The 26217-nt window shown below is 54.8% G+C and carries 17 protein-coding genes and 1 pseudogene; 16 read left to right on the forward strand and 2 right to left on the reverse strand.

The features are described from left to right. Positions 1–15 precede the first annotated feature (15 nt). Both QFI97_RS12405 and QFI97_RS12410 read right to left on the reverse strand, forming a co-directional pair. Positions 16–714 (reverse strand): RluA family pseudouridine synthase, encoded by a 699-nt coding sequence (locus QFI97_RS12405; RefSeq protein WP_346431277.1) that lies wholly within the window; start codon positions 712–714, stop codon positions 16–18. 104 nt (positions 715–818) lie between these two features. After that, positions 819–1712 (reverse strand): LysR substrate-binding domain-containing protein, encoded by an 894-nt coding sequence (locus tag QFI97_RS12410; protein ID WP_095101931.1) that lies wholly within the window; start codon positions 1710–1712, stop codon positions 819–821. Between the two features lie 312 nt (positions 1713–2024). Here QFI97_RS12410 and pckA point away from each other — a divergent pair, with 312 nt between their 5' ends. The 16 genes and pseudogenes from pckA to tssA all read left to right on the forward strand — a co-directional run bounded on the left by pckA (position 2025) and on the right by tssA (position 26092). Further along, positions 2025–3668: a phosphoenolpyruvate carboxykinase (ATP) gene (gene pckA / locus QFI97_RS12415; RefSeq protein WP_346431278.1), complete on the forward strand. Its 1644-nt coding sequence runs from the start codon at positions 2025–2027 to the stop codon at positions 3666–3668. A gap of 580 nt (positions 3669–4248) precedes the next feature. Beyond that, positions 4249–4746, forward strand: coding sequence for a type VI secretion system contractile sheath small subunit (tssB, locus tag QFI97_RS12420; RefSeq protein WP_095101935.1), 498 nt, complete (start codon positions 4249–4251; stop codon positions 4744–4746). A 37-nt stretch (positions 4747–4783) separates the two neighbouring features. Beyond that, positions 4784–6334 carry a type VI secretion system contractile sheath large subunit gene (gene tssC, locus QFI97_RS12425; protein ID WP_346431279.1) on the forward strand — a complete coding sequence of 517 codons (1551 nt, stop codon included), beginning with the start codon at positions 4784–4786 and terminating at the stop codon, positions 6332–6334. Positions 6335–6351: 17 nt separating this feature from the next. Beyond that, complete coding sequence (gene tssK, locus QFI97_RS12430) at positions 6352–7692, forward strand: type VI secretion system baseplate subunit TssK (protein WP_095101939.1); 1341 nt, start codon at positions 6352–6354, stop codon at positions 7690–7692. Further along, positions 7689–8378, forward strand: coding sequence for a type VI secretion system protein TssL, short form (tssL, locus tag QFI97_RS12435; RefSeq protein ID WP_346431280.1), 690 nt, complete (start codon positions 7689–7691; stop codon positions 8376–8378). The genes tssK and tssL overlap by 4 nt, the downstream gene beginning before the upstream one ends. Continuing rightward, a complete protein-coding gene (locus QFI97_RS12440; RefSeq protein WP_346431281.1) occupies positions 8375–10087 on the forward strand; it encodes an OmpA family protein in 1713 nt (570 codons plus the stop codon). Before tssL ends, QFI97_RS12440 begins: the two co-directional genes overlap by 4 nt. A 3-nt stretch (positions 10088–10090) precedes the next feature. After that, complete coding sequence (gene hcp, locus QFI97_RS12445) at positions 10091–10582, forward strand: type VI secretion system effector Hcp (protein WP_095101945.1); 492 nt, start codon at positions 10091–10093, stop codon at positions 10580–10582. Between the two features lie 176 nt (positions 10583–10758). Next, positions 10759–13410, forward strand: a complete 2652-nt coding sequence (gene tssH, locus QFI97_RS12450) for a type VI secretion system ATPase TssH (RefSeq protein WP_346431282.1) — start codon at positions 10759–10761, stop codon at positions 13408–13410. Beyond that, positions 13407–15896 (forward strand): type VI secretion system Vgr family protein, encoded by a 2490-nt coding sequence (locus QFI97_RS12455; RefSeq protein ID WP_346431283.1) that lies wholly within the window; start codon positions 13407–13409, stop codon positions 15894–15896. Before tssH ends, QFI97_RS12455 begins: the two co-directional genes overlap by 4 nt. 16 nt (positions 15897–15912) lie before the next feature. Further along, positions 15913–16707: a T6SS immunity protein Tli3 family protein gene (locus tag QFI97_RS12460; protein ID WP_346431284.1), complete on the forward strand. Its 795-nt coding sequence runs from the start codon at positions 15913–15915 to the stop codon at positions 16705–16707. Further along, positions 16700–18682, forward strand: coding sequence for a T6SS effector phospholipase Tle3 domain-containing protein (locus QFI97_RS12465; RefSeq protein ID WP_346431285.1), 1983 nt, complete (start codon positions 16700–16702; stop codon positions 18680–18682). The genes QFI97_RS12460 and QFI97_RS12465 overlap by 8 nt, the downstream gene beginning before the upstream one ends. Before the next feature lie 105 nt (positions 18683–18787). After that, positions 18788–18895, forward strand: a pseudogene (locus QFI97_RS12470) (type VI secretion system tip protein VgrG); the annotation flags it as partial. A 522-nt stretch (positions 18896–19417) separates the two neighbouring features. Further along, on the forward strand, positions 19418–19681 hold the full coding sequence (locus tag QFI97_RS12475; RefSeq protein WP_346431287.1) for a PAAR domain-containing protein: 264 nt from the start codon (positions 19418–19420) through the stop codon (positions 19679–19681). After that, on the forward strand, positions 19681–21111 hold the full coding sequence (locus tag QFI97_RS12480; protein ID WP_346431288.1) for a KPHS_23130 family T6SS system protein: 1431 nt from the start codon (positions 19681–19683) through the stop codon (positions 21109–21111). Before QFI97_RS12475 ends, QFI97_RS12480 begins: the two co-directional genes overlap by 1 nt. Positions 21112–21116: 5 nt before the next feature. Further along, the gene (locus QFI97_RS12485) at positions 21117–24518 is read left to right on the forward strand and encodes an ImcF-related family protein (RefSeq protein WP_346431289.1); all 3402 of its coding nucleotides are present in this window, start codon (positions 21117–21119) and stop codon (positions 24516–24518) included. After that, positions 24518–26092 carry a type VI secretion system protein TssA gene (tssA, locus tag QFI97_RS12490; protein WP_346431290.1) on the forward strand — a complete coding sequence of 525 codons (1575 nt, stop codon included), beginning with the start codon at positions 24518–24520 and terminating at the stop codon, positions 26090–26092. Before QFI97_RS12485 ends, tssA begins: the two co-directional genes overlap by 1 nt. Positions 26093–26217: the final 125 nt, after the last annotated feature.

The following is a 26217-nucleotide window of genomic DNA, read 5'->3' on the forward strand; positions in this document are numbered from 1 at the left end:
CCGACCGGGCAGGTTTCAGAACGGGCTGGCGCTGCTGGCGTTGATAAACTCTCCGCTGACCGGGTGAGTAAAGCGCAGCTCGCTGGCGTGCAGCATCAGGCGCGGCGTGCTCTCGGTGCCCGGCAGCAGCAGGCCGCCGTAGAGATCGCAGCCTAGAATAGGGTGACCTGCAAGCTGACAGTGAATACGCAGCTGATGGGTGCGCCCGGTTTCCGGGGTCAGCTGCACCCGGGTCAGCGGCAGCTGAGTCCCGTCTTCCTGCGGGCGATACAGGCGCTCAAGCACCCGATAGCGGGAGCGGGCCGGCTTGCCGCGGGTGGCGCAAATGGTCATCAGCGGAAACAGCGCCGGGTCTTTCGCGATGGGGGCGTCTATCACGCCTTCATCATCGGCCAGGTGCCCGCACAGCAGCGCGCTGTAGACCTTGCTCACCGCGCGCTGGCTAAACTGCTGGCAAAGGGCAGCGTTGATGGCCCTGCTGCGGGCGATCACCATCACTCCGGAAGTCCCGAAATCGAGACGATGAACCAGGGTACAGCCGGGAAAGGTCTGGACTAACCGATGGTGCACCGAGTCGAGATTGCGCGGGTTTTTGCCCGAGAGGCTGAGCAGGCCGGCGGGTTTAGCGATCAGCAGCAGATGATCGTCCTGATAGAGGATCTCAATCTCTGCATGGCACGGCGGGGCAATAAAGGTATCAACGATCGTGGACATCGGGCGGCACGCCTGGAAAAGGGATGCGGATGATAGCGAATTTTCAGTCAGCTGGCGAATTCGTTATTTAACCGGCAATTTGCGCAAATCGCCGATTCTGCACCTCAGGCGTGCGGGGCGTTTCGGGATTTAATATGCTGCCAGAAGCGCTCGGCCGATTGGTTCAGCCGCGAGCCGGAACGATACATATATGCCCCGATCGGCAGCGAGAGGGTGGCGTCCATAATAGCCAGGCGGCCCTCATCGAGCTCGCGCTGGATAGAGTATTGCGGCAGCCAGCCCACGCCGTCGCCGTTGAGGATCATGCGTTTAAGCAGTTCACTCATCGAAGAGACGAAGGTTAGCGAGAAGGTGATCCCCGGCGTGCGGTCGATAACCTGATTGACCTGGCGCCCCATATAGCTATCGTTGGCATACCTCATCAGCGGCAAGACGCCGCGGTGCAGATGAAAGAGCGGCCTGCCGCTATCATCGCAGGGCGAAACAAGATGTACCGAGGAGTCAAATATTTTGTGGTTAATAAACGGATAGTTCATTAACTCCTCATTATAAAACGACAGAATAAAGTCGCTTTTGCCTTCCTTGAGGTTAAATACGGCCTCGTTAACGTTAATCGATTCTACATGGAAGGTTTTATTTTTTATGTCGGTGTAGCCGGCAATTAATTCCGGAAGTACCAAAACTGAGAGCGACGGAGCGGCATCGATTCTTATTTTCTGGGTGGTATTATTTAGCCCCTTAATGCGGCTAATCTGAAAATCCATGTCGTCCAGCATATTTCGCGCATAGCCGACGAAGATCTTTCCGCGGGTGGTGAGCTGCAGCGGGTTAACCCCGCGGTCGAAAATGCTGAAGCCCAGCGACGCTTCAAGCGCCTGAATCCTGCGGCTGAAGGAGGACTGCGATATATTTCTGGTTTTAGCCGCAAGAGTAAAGCTTCTGGACTCCTCCAGAGCAATGACATCGTACAGCCACTTCACTTCAAGATTCGCCAGCACGGACCCGTTCCTTACGCTGTATTTAATGCTATGCAATTTTAGCATAACGCATAGAAACTATGCAATTAACATAACCAATCACAGGTGTTAACATTTTTCTCAGATTTAGCGTATTCCTTAGTTGTAAATACGAGTATTAGTAAAGTACAGGCGATACCCTACGAGCACCGTTATAAAATCGCTGCTCCAGGCGGCTCATCCTGTTATTTCATTTTGCTGTGGATTTTTTCCAGAAGGGAATTTACAGAAGAACGCAATAGCGGGCTGAAATAATGAATACATCTTACTAGCCAGTTGTTTGTCAGGAGTTCCATGCCACGTATTGAATTAGTAAAACAGGCTCTGCTGGAGCTTGGCATTAAGGATAGCAGCGAGTTATTTTATAACCCCGATTACGACCTGCTGATTGCCCATGAAACCAGCCCGGAACTCACCGGCGCAGCGCGCGGCGTGATGACCGCATCCGGCGCCGTAGCCGTTGATACCGGGATATTTACCGGACGTTCGCCGCGCGACAAATATATCGTCAGGGATGACCTGACCCGCGACACCGTCTGGTGGTCCGATGCCGGGCTTGGCCGCAACGACAATAAACCGTTAACGCCGGAGATTTGGACCAGCCTCAAAACGCGGGTTGCCGGACAGCTGAGCGGCAAAAAGCTGTATGTGGTTGATGCCTGGTGCGGGGCAAGCCCTGATACGCGCCTCGGCGTGCGCTTTGTCACCGAGGTGGCGTGGCAGGCTCATTTCGTCAAAAACATGTTTATCGTTCCCGAGGCTGAGGAGCTGGAGCAGTTCACGCCGGACTTTGTCGTCCTCAACGGCGCGGGCTGCACCAACGACCAGTGGCAGGAGCAGGGCCTTAACTCTGAAAACTTTGTCGCATTTAACCTGAGCGAGAAAATTCAGCTCATTGGCGGCACCTGGTACGGCGGAGAGATGAAAAAAGGGCTCTTCTCGGTAATGAACTATCTGCTGCCGCAGCAGGGCATTGCCTCAATGCACTGCTCGGCTAACCGCGGTGAAGAGGGCGACGTGGCCCTGTTCTTTGGCCTTTCCGGTACCGGCAAAACGACCCTTTCCACCGATCCGCTGCGCCAGCTTATCGGCGACGATGAGCACGGCTGGGATGACGATGGCGTATTCAATTTTGAAGGCGGCTGCTACGCCAAAACCATCAATCTTGATCCGCAGGCGGAACCGGAAATTTATCAGGCGATTCGCCGCAATGCGCTGCTGGAAAATGTGGTAGTCAGAGCTGACGGCACGGTGGATTATGCCGACGGCAGTAAGACCGAAAATACCCGCGTTTCATATCCGCTGTCGCATATCGAAAATATCGTCAAACCGGTATCTCGTGCCGGCCATCCGGCGCGGGTGATTTTCCTCGCCGCCGACGCTTTCGGCGTGCTGCCGCCGGTGTCACGTCTGACGACCGAACAGATGCAGTACCACTTCCTGTCGGGCTTCACCTCGAAGCTGGCCGGGACCGAGCGCGGTATCACCCAGCCGACGCCAACTTTCTCCGCCTGCTACGGCGCGGCGTTCCTGCTGCTGCACCCAACGCAGTACGCCAGCGTGCTGGCCGCAAAAATGGCGGAAGCCGGCGCGGAAGCCTGGCTGGTTAATACCGGCTGGAACGGAGAAGGGAAACGCCTGTCGTTACGCGATACCCGCAGCATTATCAGCGCTATCTTAAATGATACCACCGGCCCTCTGCGCCCCGAGACGATCCCGGTCTTTGGCCTGGCAATTCCTGAGAATATCCCGGGCGTTGACGGCGCGCTGCTCGATCCGCGCAGCGGCTGGAGCTCTGCCGACGGCTGGCAGGAGAAAGCCGAAAGTCTGGCCCGGCTGTTTATCGATAACTTCAGCCAATATAGCGATACCGAGGCCGGCGCGCGCCTGGCCCTGGCGGGCCCAAAACTTGAACCGTCCGCCGCTACGGCGAACTAATTGGCGCTGTAAATAGCGTAGCCCGCTCTAAACCCGGATGGCAAAGCGATTGCCGTCCGGGTTTTTTCTTTTTTGAGGGCCGACTGACCGCGTTTTAGCGGTAAATGTCGGCCACCTCAGCTTTCGCTTGCCCGTTGACGCGATCCGTTAGCCTTAATGATCAGGGGCATCCTGCTGGCAGCTTGCCCGCCTTCAATCCAGCCGATTATTTTCATATATCAGCAGTAAATTAAACGATCTATGCCGCTTGTGATTTTTTAAATGTCCAGTATTGGACTTGAAAAATAATGTTTTATTATTTCAGTTATTAATCGAATTGCCATTATTGCTGATGTGAATGTTATTTGTTTTATGCTGCGTGGTTTTATTGCAAATAAACATTGACGGTCGGCGTCGTTCCAGGCCTGTTATGTCGGGCTTATGGCGCGGGTGAGTTTTAATTAGCGGTTGCTGTTAAGGGTTATTTTAATTATTGATGCTTTACGTGGCGATAAATTTAGAGTAAAAACAAAAAAGCCACATCCGCTATGGTGACAATATTTCAGATTAAGTGATTAATTTATTCAGGAGATAAGTATATATGTCTGAATCATTTCAGAACGAAATACCTCGTGCGCGTGTAAATATAAAACTGGATCTTTTGACCGGGGGAGTCCAGAAGAAAGTAGAGCTACCGTTAAAGCTCCTGAGCGTGGGTGACTTCAGTAACGGCAAGGCAGAGGGCATGCTTTCTGAGCGCGATAAGATCGACATCAACAAGAACAATTTTAACAGCGTCCTGGCTAATCTTAATCCCGAAGTAAATCTCACCGTTAAAAACACCCTCGCCAACGATGGTTCTGAAGAAGATGTGAAGCTGTATTTTCAGAATATGAAGGATTTTGAGCCGGAGGCGGTGGCACGTCAAATACCGCAGCTTCGGGCAATGCTCTCTATGCGCAATCTGCTGCGCGATTTGAAATCAAATCTTCTTGATAATATGACTTTCCGGAAAGAGCTGGAAACCATATTAAAAGATCCCGCGCTTTCCGAAGAGTTGCGCAATGAGCTGAATGCGCTTGCCCCGGCCCAGGATTAATTACTGGAAGTTCTTTTCACGGAATAATGACGAGTAAATGCTAATGTCAGTCAATAACGAATCCCAGAATCTGGCGGGTGGCGCCACTGTCGAAAAATACCTGCCTCAGGGTGGAGTATATGCCTCCCTGTTTGACAAAATTAATTTAACGCCGGTGGCTGAACTCGGTGATTTAAACGGTTTTGATGATACTACCGTGATGGCGGAAACCTCCGTTGATGCCCGCGTGACCGCCGCGGTGAAAGTATTTATGCAGTGTCTGCAAAAATCCGGGCACAAAGTGGAGAAGCTGGATAAGACGATCCTCGACCAGCATATTGCGGAGCTGGATTTTCAGATCGGCCGTCAGCTTGATGAAGTCATGCATCACCCGGATTTTCAGCGCACTGAGGGCGTCTGGCGCGGGCTTAAATCGCTGGTTGATAAAACCGATTTTCGCCAGAACGTAAAGCTGGAATTACTCGATTTGTCTAAAGAGGAGCTGCGCCAGGACTTCGAGGACTTTCCGGAAATTATTCAGAGCGGGCTGTATAAGCAGACGTATATCGCGGAATACGACACCCCGGGCGGTGAACCTGTTGCCGCGGTTATCTCCGCGTATGAGTTCGATGCATCCGCTCAGGATGTGGCGCTGATGCGTAATATATCAAAAGTCGCCGCCGCCGCGCACATGCCGTTTATTGGATCTGCGGGACCGAAGTTCTTTTTAAAGGACAGCATGGAGCAGGTTGCGGCCATCAAAGATATCGGCAACTACTTCGATCGCGCCGAGTATATCAAATGGAAAAACTTCCGCGACACCGACGACTCTCGCTACATCGGTCTGGTGATGCCGCGCGTGCTGGGCCGCCTGCCGTATGGTCCGGATACCGTGCCGGTGCGCAGCTTCAACTACGTCGAAGAGGTGAAGGGGCCGCAACACGATAAATACCTGTGGACCAACGCCTCCTTCGCCTTTGCCGCAAATATGGTGAAAAGCTTCATCAACAACGGCTGGTGCGTGCAGATCCGAGGGCCGCAGGCCGGTGGCGCTGTGCAGGATCTGCCCATTCATCTGTATGACCTCGGCACCGGCAATCAGGTGAAAATTCCGTCAGAGGTGATGCTGCCGGAAACCCGCGAATTTGAGTTCGCCAGTCTCGGCTTTATTCCGCTTTCCTATTACAAGAACCGCGATTACGCCTGCTTCTTCTCGGCCAACTCGGCCCAGAAACCGGCGCTGTACGACACTGCGGAAGCTACCGCAAACAGCCGGATTAACTCGCGCCTGCCCTACATCTTCCTGCTGTCGCGTATCGCGCATTACCTGAAGCTTATTCAGCGTGAAAACATCGGCACCACCAAGGATCGTCGCCTGCTTGAGCTGGAGCTCAACACCTGGGTGCGTAGCCTGGTGACCGAAATGACCGATCCGGGCGATGAACTTCAGGCTTCACACCCGCTGCGCGATGCAAAAGTGGTAGTTGAGGATATAGAGGACAATCCGGGCTTCTTCCGCGTGAAGCTGTTTGCCGTGCCGCACTTCCAGGTCGAAGGCATGGACGTCAATCTGTCGCTGGTTTCCCAGATGCCGAAAGCGAAAGCGTAACGTAAGGCAGGAAGCCGATGAAAACGGAACAACCGTTGTGGGGCAGGGGCATCATGGTCTCTCCCCAGCACTTCCAGCAACAGGCTGCGTATGCGGCCTGGTCTGTGGAATGCATTGCCCGACTGGGACTCAATCATCCTTGGGGGGTGATTGAGTCGACCTTTGAACCGGACATACTGAAACTCGGTCGTCTTCAGGCCCGTAAGCTGCATGTCCGTTTTCAGGACGGTACGCTTATTGATACGGATAATGCCGATGCGCTGCCGCCGGTTCTGTCACTGGACGGCGAATCACATGACATCGTGGTGGTGCTGGCACTGCCCTTGCTACGGGCTAATGGCGGTAACTGCCTTAAATCCGATGAAGTGGCCGAACGTCCGGTACGTTACCGCCAGTGCTGGCGGGACGTACGCAACCAGTATGATGTGGACACCCGCCAGATTGCGGTGCTGCAGCCCGAACTGACGCTACGCTTTGCTCATCAGAACAACAGTGATTATCTGACCTGCCCGGTGGCCCGTCTGCAACAGGATTCGCAGGGTATCTGGGAGCTTGATGGCTGTTTCCTCCCGCCGCTGCTATCCGTACAGAGCAGCCGCTGGCTGATGACCCAGCTCGAACAGCTGATGATCCAGCTGCGAGCCCGCCTGAGCCGTCTGATGGCCATGCGCCGGGAAAGCAATGCGCGGATGGCAGATTTTGCGGTGGCCGACGTGTCTCTTTTCTGGCTGCTAAATGCCCTGAACAGTGCAGAACCGGTACTCGGCCAGTTTCTGCGTTATCCGCAGAGCCCGGCTGAGCGTCTGTATCCAGAACTGGCGAGGCTTGCCGGCAGCCTGCTTACATTCTCCCTTGAGCATCAGGTCAGCGCTATTCCGCTCTGGCATCACGAACGGCTGAGCGCCGTTTTTCCGCCGTTGTTTGACTTATTGAGCGACCTGCTGGAAGCAAGCCTGCCGTCACGGGTGGTGTCCGTTGAACTTGAGTACGATAAGCGCCTGCATTTCTGGCAGGCGCGTCTGCACGATCCCCGTCTGCGCGAAAGTGCCGACTACTACTTATCTGTGCGTTCCCGCATCCCGGTGGCGCAGTTGCAGGAACAGTTCCCGCGCCAGTGCAAGGTGGGCAGCCCGGATCACGTCCGGGGTATCGTCAATTCCTCGCGGGTAGGGGTGCCGTTGACACCGCTACGTCATGTACCGGCCGCTATTCCGTTGCGTCTGGAGAATCAGTATTTCAGCCTTGATGTATCCCATCCCCTGGCAATCGACATGCTCGAAGGCGGCTGCTGCATGTTTTATGTCCCGGGAATGCTCGGCGAGCCTGAACTTGAGCTCTTTGCGGTACTGAGAACATGAGTGAGCATAAACGCGGCGTTGCCGCGTCCATCGATATTGATGCGCTGTTGCAGGATACCTGGCTGCAGGTTATCAGCCTGCGTTATGGCCCACAGTTTCAGGAAGGGGAAGGACGATTACTCTGGGAGCGCTGTGCCGCTGACGTGGAGCGCGTACAGCGCGCGCTGAAGGAGAGCGAACTGGATGACGCCAGCTGCCAGCATATTCTCACAGCACAATGTGCCCTGCTTGATGAGGCGGTTAAAGGGCGCGGCATAGAGGATGACGCCTGCGTACAGTGGTATGACATTCCTCTGCAGGGGCACTTCCTCGGCACTATGGATGCCGGCGATACACTGTGTGACCGTATGCGCGACGTGCTGCGTGAGCCTGCACCTGACGATGCGGTGCTCACCTGCTTTCAGCGCGTCATGATGCTGGGGTTCCTCGGTGATTTTCGTTCGTTGAACGATCCCGAACGACAGAAACTGATACTGGCACTGAATGACCATACCTCCCCCTTCGGCTATCCACAGACCCATATGGTAATGGCTGAAAGCCGGGCAGGGCGGTTTATGGGCGGCTGGCTGTCCTCATGGTCCGTACGCATCGGCATCAGCATTCTGGCGCTCGCTGGCCTGTGGTGGGTACTGAGCTACTGGCTCGATCAGATGCTGGCAGCCCTGCTGCCTGGGACCGTGAAATGAGTCCGGCGCAGCGGCGTGGGCTTGCGCTGTGGGCGGCTCTGCTGACCGCTGTCGTGTGTCTGGGGTTTCTGCCGGCATCCCGACTGGTTTCCATTCTCATGCTGCTGGCTGGGCTGGGGCTAATTGCTGCAACTGGATATACCACAAGGCGGCGCTGTGAGCAGGAAGTGCCCCTACGGCTGGATAATCTTCCTGAGGCCACGTATCGCCAGCCGGTAGTGCTGGTCTGCGGCGATCTGCCGCAGGTTTGGCCTGAGCAGTCTCAGGTGCTTACCGTCACACAGGGATGCTGGATCAGGGTCGACGAGAGTCAGAATCTGGAGCAGGTGGCCCGGCAGCTGTTATGGCTGCGTCCGAACTGGGGGCGTCAGCTTTCGGTGATGGTTAGCATCTGTCCGCAGAAGCATGCGGACAGCGAAGCCCTGACCAGCCGTCTGCTGGCCCTGCGCTGGTTTATCAGCCAGCTGCGTCGCGATACCGGACATACCGTACCGCTGGTTTTGTGCGTCCGGGCCGGCAGCTCGATGATGAATGACATGCTCTGGCAGGCTGCTATTCCAGGGGAAGGGAGCCGCGTCTGGCGGGAGTCCTCAGCACCCGGTCCCGTTTCTGCATGGGTCACGACCGGTGGCACGGTGGTCATGCAGCAGCAGGTGCTGATGAACAGCCTGATGACCTGGTCCCAAAGCCACGTCAACGCGGTGTTTACGGATAAGAATCCGGATATCCCGCAAATTGCGCCCGCCGCAATGTTATGGGGGATTGGGCCGACCCTCTCTGGCGGTCTCAGTTCTTCCCTCTGGAGCGCCTGGCTGACACGACACACCGCCATGCGGCACGTCGCGGGCTGGCTACCCGTGGAGGATGGCCCCAGGGGCGCGTCTCCGTTCCCGGACTTTGTCCTTCCGCACTTACCGGAAAGCCAGGGCCTCACGCCCCGCGGCCGCGCCTGGCGCTGTGCGCTCGGACTTTTCACCCTGGCGTCCGCTGCGGCTCTGCTCAGCAGCGGCTGGAACAATCGTGAGCTGTTGCACCGTCTGAGTTTCGATATAGCCCATTATTACCGACTTTCCATGGACGACTACGGGCCGAAAGCCGATGCGGTCAAGATCTTACGCCAGGATGCCGCTCAGCTGGACGGCTGGGCGCGTAACGGCGAACCGCTACGGATGAGGCTTGGCCTGTATCAGGGAGAAAGATTACGCGTGCCGGTGCTGAATGCGATCCGCTCTTATGTGCCGCCGCCATCGCCGCCAAAACCGAAGGCAAAGTCGGCGCCAATACCGAAAATTATCCGTCTCGACAGCATGTCGCTGTTCGATTCCGGCAGTTTCGCACTGAAAGCCGGCTCCACCAAAATGCTGGTCAATTCGCTGGTTGGCGTCAAGGCCAAGCCGGGCTGGCTGATCGTGGTCGCAGGGCACACCGATAACACCGGCAATCCACAACTCAATCAGACGCTGTCCCTGAAACGTGCCGAAGCGGTGCGGAACTGGATGCGGGATACCGGCGACGTGTCGGAAAGCTGTTTTGCGGTGCAGGGCTACGGCGCAAGCCGCCCAATAGCGACCAACGACACGCCGGAAGGCCGCGCGCTGAACCGCCGTGTCGAAATCAGTCTGGTACCGCAGGCGAACGCCTGCCAGATACCGGGCACCCCCCAGGCGCCATCGCCGGATGATGGCGCATCACAACACAATGGAGAGTAATTCATGGCAATTCCTGTTTATCTTTGGCTGAAAGACGACGGCGGTGCGGATATTAAAGGTTCCGTCGACGTGAAAGATCGTGAAGGCAGCATCGAGGTGGTGGCGCAGGAGCACAACCTGTACATCCCGACCGACAATAATACCGGCAAGCTGACCGGCACCCGCATTCACACGCCGTTCCTGTTCACCAAGGAGATCGACTCCTCCAGCCCGTATCTGTACAAGGCGGTGACTACCGGCCAGACCCTGAAGTCCGCCGAATTCAGGTGGTACAAAATCAACGATGCGGGTCAGGAGGTGGAGTATTTCAACACCAAACTGGAAAACGTCAAGCTGGTGAAGGTCGCGCCGAAAATGCACGACATCAAGGATCCTGCCTACGAAAAGCATAACCACCTCGAGCAGATTGAGCTGCGTTACGAAAAAATCACCTGGACCTACAAAGACGGCAACATCATTCATTCCGACTCCTGGAACGAACGCGCCACCGCGTAAGCCTGATGCGGACGGGGCAACCTGTCCGCAGTTTTCCTGAGTATCTGCCCGACGGGTACTGAGTAAAACATCCCGTAAACGAGAAATCTGACCTGATGCGCTTTAGGTTCCTTACGACAAGGAAAAGCGATGGGCGGTAGCGTGCCCGAAGGTCCCCAGACAGCGAGTTCAAGAACATGGAAAATCCGGCAATCCTCCTGCGACGTCTCAACCCCTACTGCGCCCGTGCGCTGGAAGGGGCCGCCTCCCTGTGCCTCACGCGAGCGCATGCTGAAATTCTGCCGGAGCACTGGCTGCTGAAGCTGCTGGAGCAGGGCGAGGGTGACCTCATCGTACTGGCGCGTCGCTATGAATGGGATATGGACGCTCTGTGGCAGGATTTGCTCGGCTGGCTGGATGCGCAGCCGCGCTCGGTACGCAGCCGCCCACAGCTGGCAGAGAGCACCCAGACCCTGATGCGCGAAGCCTGGATGCGGGCCTCGCTGGCCGGTGAAGAACGCATTCGCGGCGTGCATCTGCTGATGGCGCTGGTCGATAAGCCTAAGATGGCACGCTGCGACGGCCTGTGGCCGCTGCTGACGCTGGGACAGAGCCAGCTGCAGCGCCTGCGCCCGCTGCTCGATACGCAGTCCGACGAACGCCCGGAAGCCCAGCAGGACGCGGAGCTGGCGCAGAACGGCAGGGAGGTGCAGTTTGTTGGTCGCCCGGTCGGTGCCGGGATAAAAGAAGGTGAGCTTAATCCGGCGCTACAAAATGCGTTGGATAAATATACCCTCGACGTCACCGCCAAAGCGCGCGAAGGCGGCATCGATCCGGTATTTGGTCGCGATACGGAAATCCGCCAGATGGTGGATATTCTCTCCAGACGCCGCAAGAATAACCCGATCCTGGTCGGCGAACCGGGCGTCGGCAAAACGGCCCTGGTGGAAGGCCTGGGGCTGCGCATCGCCGAAGGTAATGTACCGGAGTCGCTGAAAGCCGTCAGCCTGCACACTCTCGACCTCGGCCTGCTGCAGGCGGGGGCGGGCGTCAAAGGTGAATTCGAACAGCGGCTGAAAAACGTTATCGATGCGGTGCAGCAGTCGCCGACGCCCGTTCTACTGTTTATCGACGAAGCGCACACTATTATCGGCGCCGGCAATCAGGCAGGCGGCGCCGATGCGGCCAATCTGCTCAAGCCCGCGCTGGCGAGGGGGGAGCTGCGCACCATCGCCGCCACGACATGGAGCGAATACAAACAGTATTTTGAGCGCGATGCCGCGCTCGAGCGCCGTTTCCAGATGGTGAAAGTCGATGAACCGGATGACGAAACCGCCTGCCTGATGCTGCGCGGCCTGAAATCCCGCTATGCCGAACATCACAACGTCCACATTACCGATGACGCGGTACGCGCTGCGGTCACCCTGTCGCGGCGCTATCTGACCGGCCGCCAGCTGCCGGACAAAGCGGTCGATCTGCTGGATACCGCGAGCGCCCGCGTGCGTATGAGCCTCGATATCCTACCGGAGCAATTTACCCGTATCCGCATGAAGCTCACCGCGCTGGAGATGGAAAAACAGGCGCTGCTGGAGGATATAGCCGTCGGGAATCTCGCTGATGGTGAACGCCTGATCATGATTGAGCAGGAAGAGGTGCGCCTGATTGTCGAACTTGATGAGCGGGAAACCCGGTACGGCCAGGAGCTCATGCTTACGGAGCAACTGCTGGAGAGCCGTCAGGATATCTCCCGTCAGGGTGAGACACGCGAACTGCAGCAGCGGCTGCAGGACATTCAGCAAAGCAGTCCGCTGCTTTCGGTTGATGTGGATGTTCGCACCGTCGCTAACGTGATTGCCGACTGGACCGGCGTCCCGCTCTCCTCGCTGATGAAGGACGAGCAGACCGAACTGCTGAATCTTGAAGGCGAAATCGGTAAACGCGTGGTGGGGCAGAGTGCGGCCCTCAACGCCATCGCCCGACGCCTGCGGGCCGCCAAAACCGGGCTGACGTCTGAAAACGGTCCGCAGGGCGTATACCTGCTGGTGGGCCCCAGCGGCGTTGGCAAAACCGAGACCGCGCTAGCGCTGGCGGACGCGCTGTACGGCGGCGAAAAATCCCTTATCACTCTCAATTTGTCCGAATACCAGGAGCCGCACACCGTTTCCCAACTGAAGGGGTCGCCCCCGGGATACGTGGGCTACGGCCAGGGCGGCATTCTGACCGAAGCGGTACGCAAGCGCCCGTACAGCGTGGTGCTGCTCGATGAGGTGGAGAAAGCCCACCGCGACGTGATGAATCTGTTCTATCAGGTGTTCGACCGCGGCTTTATGCGCGACGGCGAAGGGCGCGAAATCGACTTTCGCAACACCGTGATTCTGATGACATCTAACCTCGGCGGCGACCCTATCATGCAGCTGCTGGACGAACGGCCGGAAGCTACCGAAGTCGATTTACATGAACTGCTGCGCCCCATTTTGCGCGACCATTTCCAGCCAGCGCTGCTGGCCTGCTTTCAGACGGTGATTTATCGCCCTCTGAGCGAGCCTGCAATGCGCACCATTGTGGAATTGAAGCTTAAGCAGGTAAGCCAGCGGTTGCAGCGCCACTACGGCCTGGAAACTCATATCGGCGAGAGCCTGTATGACGCGCTTACCGCGGCCTGCCTGCTGCCGGATACCGGTGCGCGCAACATTGACAGCCTGCTCAATCAGCAGATTTTGCCGGTGCTGAGCCAGCAACTGCTGGCTCATATGGCGGCGAAGCAGAAGCCAACATCGCTGACGTTAGGCTGGAGTGAGGATGGCGGTATTGCACTGGAGTTCAGCGGAGCCAGAGGAGAGGCATCATGAGTACAAATCCAAAAATCAGATTCAGCCATAACCACCACCAGCTGGCGATTAAAGGATGTAAGCCCGCGCTGGACGTGCTGGCCTTTGAAGGCGAGGAAGCCCTGAGCAGACCGTTCAGCTATCGCATTGAGTTCACCAGCGCCGAGCATGCCATCAGCAAAGAGATGATGCTGATGAAGGCCGGTTCTCTGACGCTGCAGGCCCCGGTGGATCAGGGTTTTGGTATTAAGCTGCAGCAGCCGGTGCGGGTGATTCAGGGCGTGGTCAGCGGACTCGAGCGGCTCGGTACCTCGGCGGATGAAACCCACTATGCGCTGACGCTCCAGCCGCGTCTGGCGCTGCTCTCTCGTTCACGCCAGAACGCTATTTATCAGGACATGTCGGTCCCACAGATCGTGGAGAAAATCCTGCGTGAACGGCATAACTTCAAAGGCCAGGACTTTCTGTTTTCACTGAGTAAAGAGTACCCGCGCCGGGAGCAGGTGATGCAGTACGGCGAAGATGACCTGCACTTTATCACCCGCCTGCTGGGGGAGGTGGGGATCTGGTTTCGCTTTACCGCCGACACGCGCCTGAACATCGACGTGGTGGCGTTTTACGACAGCCAGCAGGGCTACGAGAAAGGCCTGACGTTGCCATCGGTACCGCTGTCGGGCCAGCATTCGAAAGGGGTGGACTCGGTCTGGGGGATGGAATGTCATCACAACGTGGTGCAGCAGCAGGTCAGCACCCGCGACTACAACTACCGTCAGGCTAATGAGGATATGAATGCGCAGGTGGATGCCACCAGCGGGGATACGACCACCTACGGCGATGCGTATCACTATGCTGATAACTACCTGACGCAAGGTAGTACGTTCGACCGCAGCCCGGACCCGGAGTCCGGGGCGTTTTACGCCCGTATCCGCCATGAACGCTATCTGAACGGCCAGACGCAGGCCTTGGCTATTACCAGCTGCCCGACGCTCTCTCCGGGTCAGGTGCTGAAGGTCACCGGTGGCTATGAAGTGGCGGAGACGTTCAGCCAGGGCGTGGTGATAACCGCGATCGCCAGCTTCGCCCGTCGCGATCGGGATTTTGAGCTGCACTTCAGCGGTATCCCGGACAGCAGTGATTTTGGTTTTCGCCCGGAGCCCGGCACGCGGCCGGTGATGGCGGGCACGCTGCCCGCACGCGTAACCAGCACCAGTGAAAATGATATCTACGGCCATATCGATAAAGATGGCCGCTATCGGGTGAATATGCTGTTCGACCGCGATAGCTGGGAGACCGGGTTTGAAAGCCTGTGGGTGCGTCAGTCCCGCCCGTATGCAGGCGACACTTACGGCCTGCACCTGCCGCTGCTGGCGGGCACCGAAGTGGCAATTGGATTTGAGGACGGCAACCCGGACCGGCCGTATATCTCCGGCGTGCTGCACGACTCGACCCACGGCGACCACGTCACCATTCGCAACTACAAACGCAACGTCCTGCGGACGTCTGCGAATAATAAAATCCGCCTCGACGATGAGCGCGGAAAAGAACATATCAAGGTCTCGACGGAGTACGGCGGCAAGAGCCAGCTGAATCTCGGCCATCTTGTCGACAGCGAAAAGCAGAAGCGCGGCGAGGGATTTGAGCTGAGGACAGACAGCTGGGGCGCCATCCGGGCGCAGAAAGGGATATTTATCAGCGCCGACGGGCAGGCGAAGGCGCAAGGGCAGGTGCTGGAGATGGGGGCGGCGCTGGCAAGGCTTTCCGTCGCCTTAGTGGAAATGCAGTCTCTGGCGGCCAGCGCGCAGCAGGCTCATGCGCTGGCGGCGGATGTCGGTCGTCAGCAAAAACTCCTGAAGCAGAAAATAGAACAACTGCATGAAGAGGTTATCTTAGGCAGTGCGCCAAAAGGCATGGCGCTGGTGAGTGGTGAAGATATGCAGCTATCGGCCAGCGATAATCTGACGCTGACAGCAGGAAAACAGCTTGATGTGGGAGCGCAGAAAGACTTCACTCTGGCCGCGGGTAAGCAACTCAGCCTGTACAGCCGTGAAGGGGCAAAACTGTTCAGCTCTCAAAATGATATTGATATTCAGGCTCAGGGCGGAGATATCACCACCTGGTCCACACAGGACACACATATTTCGAGTGGCAAGAATCTGGTCGTTACAGCCCAGGATGAACTGACGCTGATATGCGGCGGTGGTTATATCAAAATCAAAGGCGGGAATGTTGAGATTGGTGGGCCTGGCAAACTGCTTATAAAGAATGCGGGAATAAAGAAGGCCGGCTCCGGCAGTATGCAGGGTGTGATGAAGTCGTTTGAGCCATCAACGTTTGATGAGAAATTTGTTATTACTCATCCCGTATCAGGAAAGCCTCTCGCAAATCAGAACTATGACATTCATATGCCAGATGGAAAAATCCTTTCAGGTATAACTGATGCTTCAGGAAATTCGTCATCGATTACCTCACAGGCAGTTGATGGACTAAAAATAGTGTTGAAAAAATAAAGAAAGGAATAGGGCCATGATTAATCTGATTATGCGGATGTGCTTTATATCTGGTGTGTTTGTTCTGAGTGGTTGTGTGGCCGGACCTTATGGTGGAGGTGTTGCCTTTGTGAATCCTTTTTCTGCAATGAATAATACGCAGAAAGAGCCGGAAAAGAAAAAACAGCAGCCTGAGGTTTATGGTCCGCCGCAGATAATTTATCGCATTGATAAAGAACGTTACTTTACGCTGGAAGAGTATACCCGCTGCGAAAACGGGAAAACGTTTTATAACAACAAGGCTAAAGGAATTCATACACAGATAGCACCCTCATCAGGTTATTTATTTAAAGGACGGCTGTTCTGGCTATCAAACCGGGATGACTATTTAGCCTTTCCAATCACAGCAAATGATAATAAGGCAGCATGTAAGGGATCGGATAAAGGGTGCCTGAATGTTGTTTCGGTGACAACCGATGGTGGGAAAACCGTGCACTCAGTGACTTACGGATCAAATACACAGGATCCTAATGGTGACACAAAAGACTACGATATGCTGGTGACTAATGACAGTTTTTATCTGATTTATTATCGGGGAAAGGGAAGAGTATACCCTGTTGTAGATAGATGGGATCTTGATAAAGAAAACTGGCTGGGTGTGGTTAAATCTGAGGATGAATATAGTTTACTCAGGCCTGGAGAAGAAAAACCTGTTGGGGGCTTTTTTAAAATAGATATGTCAAAGTTTTACCCAAAAAAAGGAGAGGGTGAAATGCAGTGTGATCGGCAGTTGGAACCAGTACAACCCACAGGAAGGATTTCAGATGAATAATCAAACATCTCCCACACGGAAAGTCGATGTTCAGATGACAGATAACGGGACGCCGTTTGCTCATTCAATAACCTCGCATAAAAATATTCATGTGAATGCTGAAGTTCAGCCGCCATTACAATTGCCTGGATTAGTTATCTTTGTACATGGAGTTAACTCGGAAGGTGAGTGGTATAATGACGCTGAAAAATCATTATGTGAGGGATTAAATCAGCGGTTGGGCCTTAATGGTGAGCATGTTCTTGTAGAAAATCAATATGCCGAAGGCTACTGGGAACCCTGTGATAAAAATAGTCCTGAATGGAGAGGATGTTATAGTGATATGTATGATGAGAAGAAACAGAAATGGGTTCCTCCGCCCAGGGAAATCAAAGAAGAAGGCCGTTCTCCCGTCATTCGGTTTTACTGGGGCTATCGTGCCGCTGATAATGAAACCGATAAATATGCCATTCCGCTTAAAAATAAGCAGGGAGATAATTATTACGACCTGACGCCTGAACAACGAAAAAGCAAAGGCCCTTTTTACTGGGGAGGTGGCCCTTTCCAGAACGGTTGTAATCAGTTAGTCAGTCTTTGGAGCGAAAAAGGGTTTGATAACTGGCCGTCAGCGCTGGACATTCCGGTGCCATTCAGCACTCAGCTATTGAACGGAGAACGTGACAGGCTTCTGACAGCCGCACCTCCACGTCATTATTATGCTCATGCAGCAGGCCGTCTGGCAAAGCTCATTAAAACCATTCGTGATAAACATCCCGAGGATACAGTGACGGTGCTGTCCCACAGTCAGGGAACGATGGTTGCCTTAGCCGCTGCTGCAATCGAAGCGCCGGATGCACTGTTTGTGATGAATTCGCCCTATGCGCTGGATAATGAAATGACAACCTATATTTCGTATCCCATGAATGAAATCATCAGCAAAGAGGCCAGAGAAGCGACATTTGCCGATATTGTAAAAAAAGTGGCTGAAAATAAAACACGTTTACAAAAGCAAGGGTGTGAAAGATTACTTGCAGGAGCCAGCAGTGATGGTGAAAGTTGGTCACCGGCCGGGAAAACGCACGGTGGTGTGCCAGAGCGTGATAACCATGGAACAACCTGGATTTACTGCAACCCTCACGACCGGGTAATGGGCTCTGCCCCTTTACGCAGTATTGGATGGCAGGGCCTGCCCAATACGGAAACCAGCCGTTTTACAGAACCCCATCCCCTGTTTAAGGCAGCGGGAGACACGCTGTACGTGCGTATGCTCGGGCGGAACACGCCATGCGGCGTTGAACCCAGCACGCAGACCCACTTTAGCGATCTTGATGATGGGAAACCATTCTGGGACAGCACCACAACCCTAATGCAGAAGATGACCTGGCCCGCGCCGGTAAAAGAGCAAAAGCTGACGATTAATGCGCCTCTTGTGCCTGACCCCTTGTCTGCTGAAGAATTAAAGGATTTTGACCAGGATTATCGCAGCAGGGATAAGCAATCCGGTTCGACAGGCTTTGGCTACGGACAAACTGATGCCGACAGGAATGCCCCCATTGATGTCGATTATCGCTATTACATATCGCTCTACGGCTATTTTGATCAGAAAATGAAACTTAAAGAACCTTCAGGAATTCAATTGCCGGGGCCCGGTTCAAAAGAGGATCGTAACAGATATGAAAAAGAATCGAGAGCTGAAATGCTGGAAGATATTCGTACTTATGTTCAGCGACCGACAGATCACAGTACGTTACCGATGGATGAACGTTTCATGAGTAGGGTCGTTGCTTATGACGTGCCAGTTGGCTATTGCTGGCATTCCTGGGACAGAGAAAGTCTTGCTGAATTACGCTACCAGGCTGACTGGCTGGAAAGTGATGACTATTACTGGTCAGGCAAATTAGATATTCCGGCAATGCCAAACGTTATCAGAAGAAATATTGCCAGTGACGCGGTTGAAAAAAGGGCCAGTGAGCTATCGCGACTCGATATCAGATAATAATATCAATGTGCTTATACATTCTGATTTAGGAGAAGGGATTAACAAGGGATGAATTAAAGATGGAATTACATCAGAGTTTGATTGTGCACCAGGAGAGAAGGCATGAGCAACAACCCTCCGATAAGATTCAGCCATAACCACCACCTGCTGGCGGTGAAAGGGTGTGAATCAGAGCTGGATGTACTGGCGTTTGAAGGTGCTGACTGGCTATTCTTACAATGCTCACAATAATCGGAACAGATATTGCAAAATATGTAATTGATAGAAAGTCTGATGAAATGACCAGTATCAATGCCAAAAAATGATGCAGGGAATGTCTATGCAATCATTAACCTACAAGTTTAATTGTTGAAGAGTGATTTTTGATTCTGAGTGGTTTACAAGGTTTTTTCTGATATTTATGTCTGGTGGCGTTAGTTAATGGGTTTTGGCCATTATTCGTAATGGATATTGAATTTTATTTATATGGAGATGCTGATGTTTGCACCAATTAATATTGGGATGCTTTATTTTGTTATAGCTATAATGTTAGTGTTAGGGCTCGTCTGCATTGGTTGTGCTGTGTATGGGCTTGTTAATTATAAAACTAATAAAGGTCAGTTTTGTATTGTTGTTTCTCTTGCGATAGTGGGCGGGTATTTTATTATGACTAGCCTGCCATAAAGCCTTTTTGGGGTAAGTTATTTCTATTGATTTTATTTAAAGTAACACTTCAACATAAAGAGATAACAAATGGGTAAATATGTCGTCGTTTTAGGAGATGCCACTACGCATGGCGGTAAAGTCACATCAGCCTCATCCAGTTTCGATATCTCAGGGAAGTATGCTGCGCTTTTAAATGACACAGTGTCCTGCCCCGAGCATGGCACAAGTAAAATCATTGAGTGCGATGTTTCTGCGTATGAAGAAAATAGCCGAGGTATTGTATTACATGGCTGCAAGACGCAGTGCGGTGCGAGCATTATCGCAAGCATGCAGGATATGGAGGTTGGTTGATGGGTTGGTCTCTTCCGGAGGTGCCTGAAAAAGAGCAGGCACCATCCTGGTCATCGTGGGTTTGCCTGTTGATTATTTTTCTCGGGCTTTTCATTGGGTTACTTGTTGCTGTACTGAAATCACCGACGACAGGGTTACCTTCATTGAGCAGTGGGGCCTGGCTACCACTGACGGCCTGGACATTTGCGGGCATTTCGGCAACCATCGCGGTTTACAGCTTCTGGTGGGAAACGCTGGCAATCCGTGTCTGGAACTGGAATGAGTGGTGCCGGAGCATGCGTCTGATGTGGCGCAGGCGCGCGCATCAACATCTTGTCATTCTCAGCCATGCTTTCATTGCTGCAGATCCGGGATTGCTGTCTCGTCTTGCACATACACAGGAAGGGGATAGTGCGGATACACTGCCTTTAACGCTGTTGCCGGACGACCCCTTTACGCCCGGAATTTCACGTTTTGAGCAGCTACTTCGCCATCTCACTGCTCAGATAATGCCTTCGATTCGGCGGCGATATCCTTCCGGCACACTCCAGATTATTGTTCAGACCAACGGTAGCGACAAAGACCGTGAATCTCAGTCATTCCATCGTATCTGGACAGCAGGATCTCCCCCCTGGAAAGTCGAGATTCATTTTCAGGACGGTGACTCATCCTTTGATGACTGGAATCAGTTTTTCGGGTCCACAAAGAGAGCCGTACTGGTGCTGGCGATGCACTATCGGCTACCCGATGATGTTCTGCCTGAATTTGCCAGCGCATTATTTTTGATGCCTCCGTCGATGTTAAATCCGGGCGAACAAAAAAATGCGTTACGCCTTTTCCGGGCGATGCCGCTCGACACCCGTGTGCTTGTAACTGAACTCAGTGAATTACGGGATATGGCCCTCACACCTGCCAGCAAGAAGCACCTTGTTTGGCACAGCGGACTGTCAGATGCGCCACGGCAGTCAGTGGGCAGGGCACTGAATGACCTGTCGGTTGCTCTGTACGATGGCATTGGTACTGGCGGTGTCATTGATTATGACAGTGCATGCGTTCGGTATGGCGGTCTTGCTGGCTGGGCAATGATTGGGGCTGCGGCTGAGATGGCTGCTTACGACCCTGCCTGCCAGTGGCTTTTTCTTGAAGGTGAGACTGATGCCTGGGCAGTGACGCTCGGAAACGCCGCCCCCGCAGTCGGGCACGATCATTTCGTTATTCAGCCACCCTTTCCCGGGGGCTCTGTTCTGATGGCATTGCTGCTGAATGTCGGGCTGTACAGCCTGATGATCCATTACTTCCCATCAACTGCATTCTCCTGGTTGGGGGTAACTCTTCTTCTGCTGTCACTGATAGTGACATTGCCTGGGCTGGCCATTTTGCTGAAACGAATTACAGCCCGTCTTCAGCGCCCAGGATTTATCAGGGTTGCACGACACTCCGGAAAGGAATAACCGGTATGAAAAAGGTTTCAAAGCCCCTGGGAGCTGGATTACTCATTGTGGCAGTTCTGCTGATGGTGCTCTTTGTTCTTGCACAGACAACGCAGTTGCCCTCTGACAATAGTGACGATAATTTCTGGTATGTGCTGTCTGGTTTTATCACTCTCACTGCCGCGCTGTGCACCATGGTCTTTTTTACGTTGTTCAGGCAGCAAAATCCTTCTCCCGTTACGCCTGATGGCGAAAATAATCACGCTCAAGAAAAATCGCCGGATCATTATGATTTTACTGCACTAAGCAAATATCTCAGAAGACGTTACTCGTCGTTCTGGCGGCGCAAGGTTCGTCTGCTGCTGGTCACCGGCGATGAGGCGGCAATCGAACTGCTGGTTCCAGGCCTGCAGGAAAACCAGTGGCTTGAAGGCAACCGTACCGTTCTTATTTACGGTGGCAGTCTGACTGCTGAGCCCGATAAGGAAAAATACACCGCGCTGCGTAAACTGCGCCGGGGTCGTCCTCTGGACGGGATTGTCCGGGTCATGCCTCAGTTGCTTAACCTGACCCCGCAAATCAGTGACAGCGACCTTCGCGGGCTGGAAAAAATCAGTGAATTGCTGCATTACTCAGCACCTGTCTGGCTGTGGCAGTTGTGTGACAGCAAATGGGCGCAGACAACGCGCACTGAGCAGGCGGTCGGGGCAATGTTCCCGCTGCGTGCAAAAGCTGATGATATTGCCCGTCAGCTCAAGCTGATGCTGTCGTCCCTGCGAACGCAGGGAGTGAGCCAGATCGCGGAAAACAACAGTCACGACTTCCTGCTGCGCCTGGGCCAGTACCTTAAAGATGGTGGCATCGCTAGCTGGGCTCAGCAACTGCTGCCATGGCTGGCCGCCTCCCAGCAACGCGTTCCGCTGCGTGGCCTGATGTTCAGTCTGCCAGGGTATAAACCTGTCGATACGTCAGAGGAAACAGCCGGTGCTGAGACATTTATCCCTGAGTCACAGCGCCATGCGCTGACCCTGCCGTTAACCTGGCAGGGCATTGTGGATGACTGTACCCGCGTGCGTGGCCGTCGTGTCGGTATGGCATGGGAGCGGACGCTGGCCTGGGCCGTCATGGCTGTCATTGGCGTGTGGGGAATCGGGCTGCTGCTCTCCTTTGCGCTTAACTGGCAACAGATTTCTTCTGTGGCCGATAAAGCGCACGCCCTGGTGGAACACCCCTCCATATCGGATTATCAGCTGACGGCTCTGCATACTTTGCGTAATGACACCGGTCGCCTGCTGCATCATGTCCGGGAGGGAGCGCCCTGGTATCAGCGCTTTGGTCTGGACCATAACCAGCCGCTTCTCGACGCGATGCTGCCGTGGTATGGCGTGGTAAATAATCGCCTGATACGCGATCCGGCTAATGCTGCCCTGACGCAGAAACTCAGCGCGTTGGTGAACTCGTCGCCTGGCAGCGACCAGCGTGCCCAGTTGGCGAAACCGGGCTATAACCAGCTTAAAGCCTGGCTGATGATGGCCCGCCCGGATAAAGCCGATGGCGCGTTCTACGCGCAGACCATGAAAGCCGTGCAGCCGACCCGGACAGGCATCTCCACCGGCCTGTGGCAGAGCCTGTCTCCGGATCTGTGGGCATTCTACATAACTGAACTGCCACAGCAGCCACAGTGGAAAATAACGCCGAATGCGCAGCTGATCGGCCAGAGCCGTCAGGTGCTGTTGCAGCGGATTGGACGGCGCAACGCCGAAAGCACGCTGTATGAAAACATGCTCAAATCGGTGCGTCGTAATTTTGCCGATGTTTCTCTGGAAGAGATGACCAGCGGTACCGATGCCCGTCGCCTGTTTACCACTGATGAAGTGGTGCCGGGGATGTTCACCCGTCAGGCATGGGAAGGGGGCATTCAGCAGGCCATCGAGAGGGCGGCCAGTTCCCGTCGCGATGAAATCGACTGGGTGCTGAGCGATTCCCGCAAGACAGTCTCGGCCGACCTGTCGCCGGAAGCGCTGAAAGCGCGTCTGACCCGGCGCTATTTCACCGACTTTGCCAGCAGCTGGCTGAACTTCTTCAACAGTCTCCACTGGAATCCTGCCAACAGCATTGCCGACGTCACCGACCAGCTGACGCTGATGAGTGATGTGCGCCAGTCACCGCTGATTGCCCTGATGAACACAATCGCCTGGCAGGGGCAAACCGGAGAACGGAGCGAAGGCCTTTCGGACTCTATCATCAAATCCGCGAAAGACCTGATGAGCGGGAAAGACAAGCCCATAATTGACCAGTCAGCGTCAGGCCCACAGGGGCCACTGGATGAAACCTTTGGCCCGCTGCTGACGCTGATGGGCAAAAGCAAGGGCGGCAATGTGATGTCTGCCGACAGCACCCTGAGCCTGCAAACTTATCTCACGCGAATTACCCGAGTGCGTTTACGCCTGCAACAGGTGGCGAGCGCTACCGATCCGCAGGAGATGATGCAGACCCTGGCGCAGACGGTTTTCCAGGGCAAAAGCGTGGACCTGACTGACACCCAGCAGTACGGCAGCCTGATTTCCGCAAGCCTCGGCGAGGAGTGGAGCGGATTTGGCAGCACGATGTTTGTACAACCGCTGACCCAGGCATGGGAAACGGTCCTGCAGCCCTCAGCCGCCAGCCTTAACGACCGCTGGAGCCGCTCTGTTGTGGCGAACTGGCATACGGCCTTTGATGGTCGCTTCCCGTTTGCGGTCAGCAAAAGCGATGCCTCGCTGCCGATGCTGGCTGAATTTATCCGCAAGGACAGCGGACGTATTGACCGGTTTCTGACCACCGAACTTAACGGCGTACTGCATAAAGAGGGCAGCCGGTGGGTGCCGGATACGGTAAACGGCCAGGGGTTGACGTTCAACCCGGCGTTTCTGCGGGCGGTCAACCAGCTTAGCCAGCTGTCAGACATTCTGTTTACCGACGGTAGCCAGGGAATAAGTTTTGAACTGCAGGCACGACCCGCATCTCAGGTGGTGGAAACCCGGCTGACCATTGACGGGCAGAAATTGCACTACTTCAACCAGATGGCCGACTGGCACTCTTTCCGCTGGCCCGGGGACACCTTCAAACCCGGAACCATGCTGACGTGGACCTCTACCAGCGCCGGAGCGCGTCTGTTCGGTGATTATAGCGGCAGCTGGGGCTTTATTCGCTGGCTGGATCAGGGCAAACGTCAGCGGCTCGACGGCAGTCAGTGGATGATGAGTTTTACCGCCCCGGACGGACGCACCCTGCAATGGGTACTGCGCTCCCAGCTGGGTAATGGCCCGCTGGCGCTGCTGGCGTTACGCAACTTCAGCCTGCCAGAGCAGATATTCAGCGTGGATGCCTCTGCAACCTCTCTGGTTCTGGCTGATTCGAATAATGCAGCCATGGATGGAATGGAATAATGACGACATTACAAAATGTACTTCACGTTGATGAAAAGACGCTCCTGAGCCTTGCCCGGTCGCGCAGTGCTGACTGGGAGCGCTGGCTGAAGCCGATTAGCGACAATGAGCCAACCGGAGAGGATCCTGGATACGACGATGATTTTCAGCGCATCCGCGAAGAGGTCAACAAGCTTTCCGGCGTTGATACCGGCCTGATTTGCCAACTGGCGGAAAGGCTGCTGACCGGCGTCAGTAAGGATTTACGCGTTATCACCTTTTACGTTTGGGCGCGCCTGCATCAGGATGGTGAGCCTGGGTTTTCGCAGGGACTTGAGCTGATGGCCTCGATGCTGGAGCGGTTTGGCCGCCGGCTGCATCCTCTTCGCGATCGCAGCCGTAAAGCTGCCCTGGAATGGCTGGGCAGCAGTCGCGTGACAAATAGCCTGTCGCTGTATCCTGAGGTTGATATGGCTATCATGCAGCGCATTGGCGCGGCTCTGTTGCTGTCTGAACGGTCTTTGCAGAAGTTTGATGAAGATGCCCGCCCGGATCTTGGGAGGCTGTATCAGGCCCTGGATAACCGACTGGTACAGAACGGCGGTGCCAATAGTCTGGTGCCACAAACCAGCCGGGAAGAGGGCGCGATTGCCCCGTCAGCGCCGGTGATGAACGCCGTCACGTCGGGACGAGATTTGCTCGATCAGACCAAAGTGCTGGCGAAATATCTTCGCGATCGGCCGGGAGGCTGGCTGGCCGGACACCATCTGCTAAAAAGTGTGCGTTGGGATACGCTGATGGAGCTCCCGCCTCTGGATGCTTCCGGGCGCACCCGTCTGGAACCACCGAAGCCAGATAATAAAGCGCACCTCAAACGCCTGTATCTTCAGAAAAGCTGGGTTGAACTGCTCGAGCATACGGACACTTTACTGGCGCAGGGCGTCAATCACCTGTGGCTGGATGTGCAGTGGTATACCTGTCAGGCGCTGATGAAGCTGGATAACGACAGCGTGCGCGCAGACATTATCTGCCGTGACCTTAAGGGTTTGCTGACCCGTCTCCCGGGGCTGGAAGTTCTGGCTTTCAGCGACGGCACATCTTTCGCTGATGAAGTGACCCTGAGCTGGATAAACGAAAGCGTACTGGATGACATACCCGGATGGAAAGATGAACCGCTATCAGCCGTTACCGCTGGCAGCCATGATGTGCTGACTCTGGAGCCAGAAGTGCTGGCGAAAGCAGACGAGGACGGAATTGAAGCCGCGCTCAACTGGCTGCAGGCTCAGCCGGGCTATACCACCTCCCGGAACCAGTGGCTGATGCGCCTGTTGATGGCCCGGGTAAGTGAACAGTATGGGAAAAACGAAATGGCCCTGCATCTGTTGGGTGAGCTCGACGGCAGCGCCAGGGGGCTCACTCTTGAACAGTGGGCGCCTGAGTTGGCGTTTGAAGTTAAAGCCCGGAGGCTAAAACTGTTGCGAAGTAAGGCCGGACGCAGTGAAGCCGACAAAACGCGGCTGCAGCCTGAAATGGACGCTCTGTTGTCCGGGCTGATCTCTCTGGATCCTGCACGGGCTGCGGTGCTTTGCAACTGACCCTCTTACCAGAAGGAACGGACTAACATGGCAGAACTTCCTCCCTCCTTTCTTCAACGCATAGTGCATGTTTCGTGTCGGTTTAAATACATGAAGTGTTGAATGGTAAGGTCGTTGAAAATGCA

Source organism: Klebsiella scottii, from assembly GCF_036561945.1.
Classification (GTDB): Bacteria; Pseudomonadota; Gammaproteobacteria; order Enterobacterales; family Enterobacteriaceae; genus Klebsiella; species Klebsiella scottii.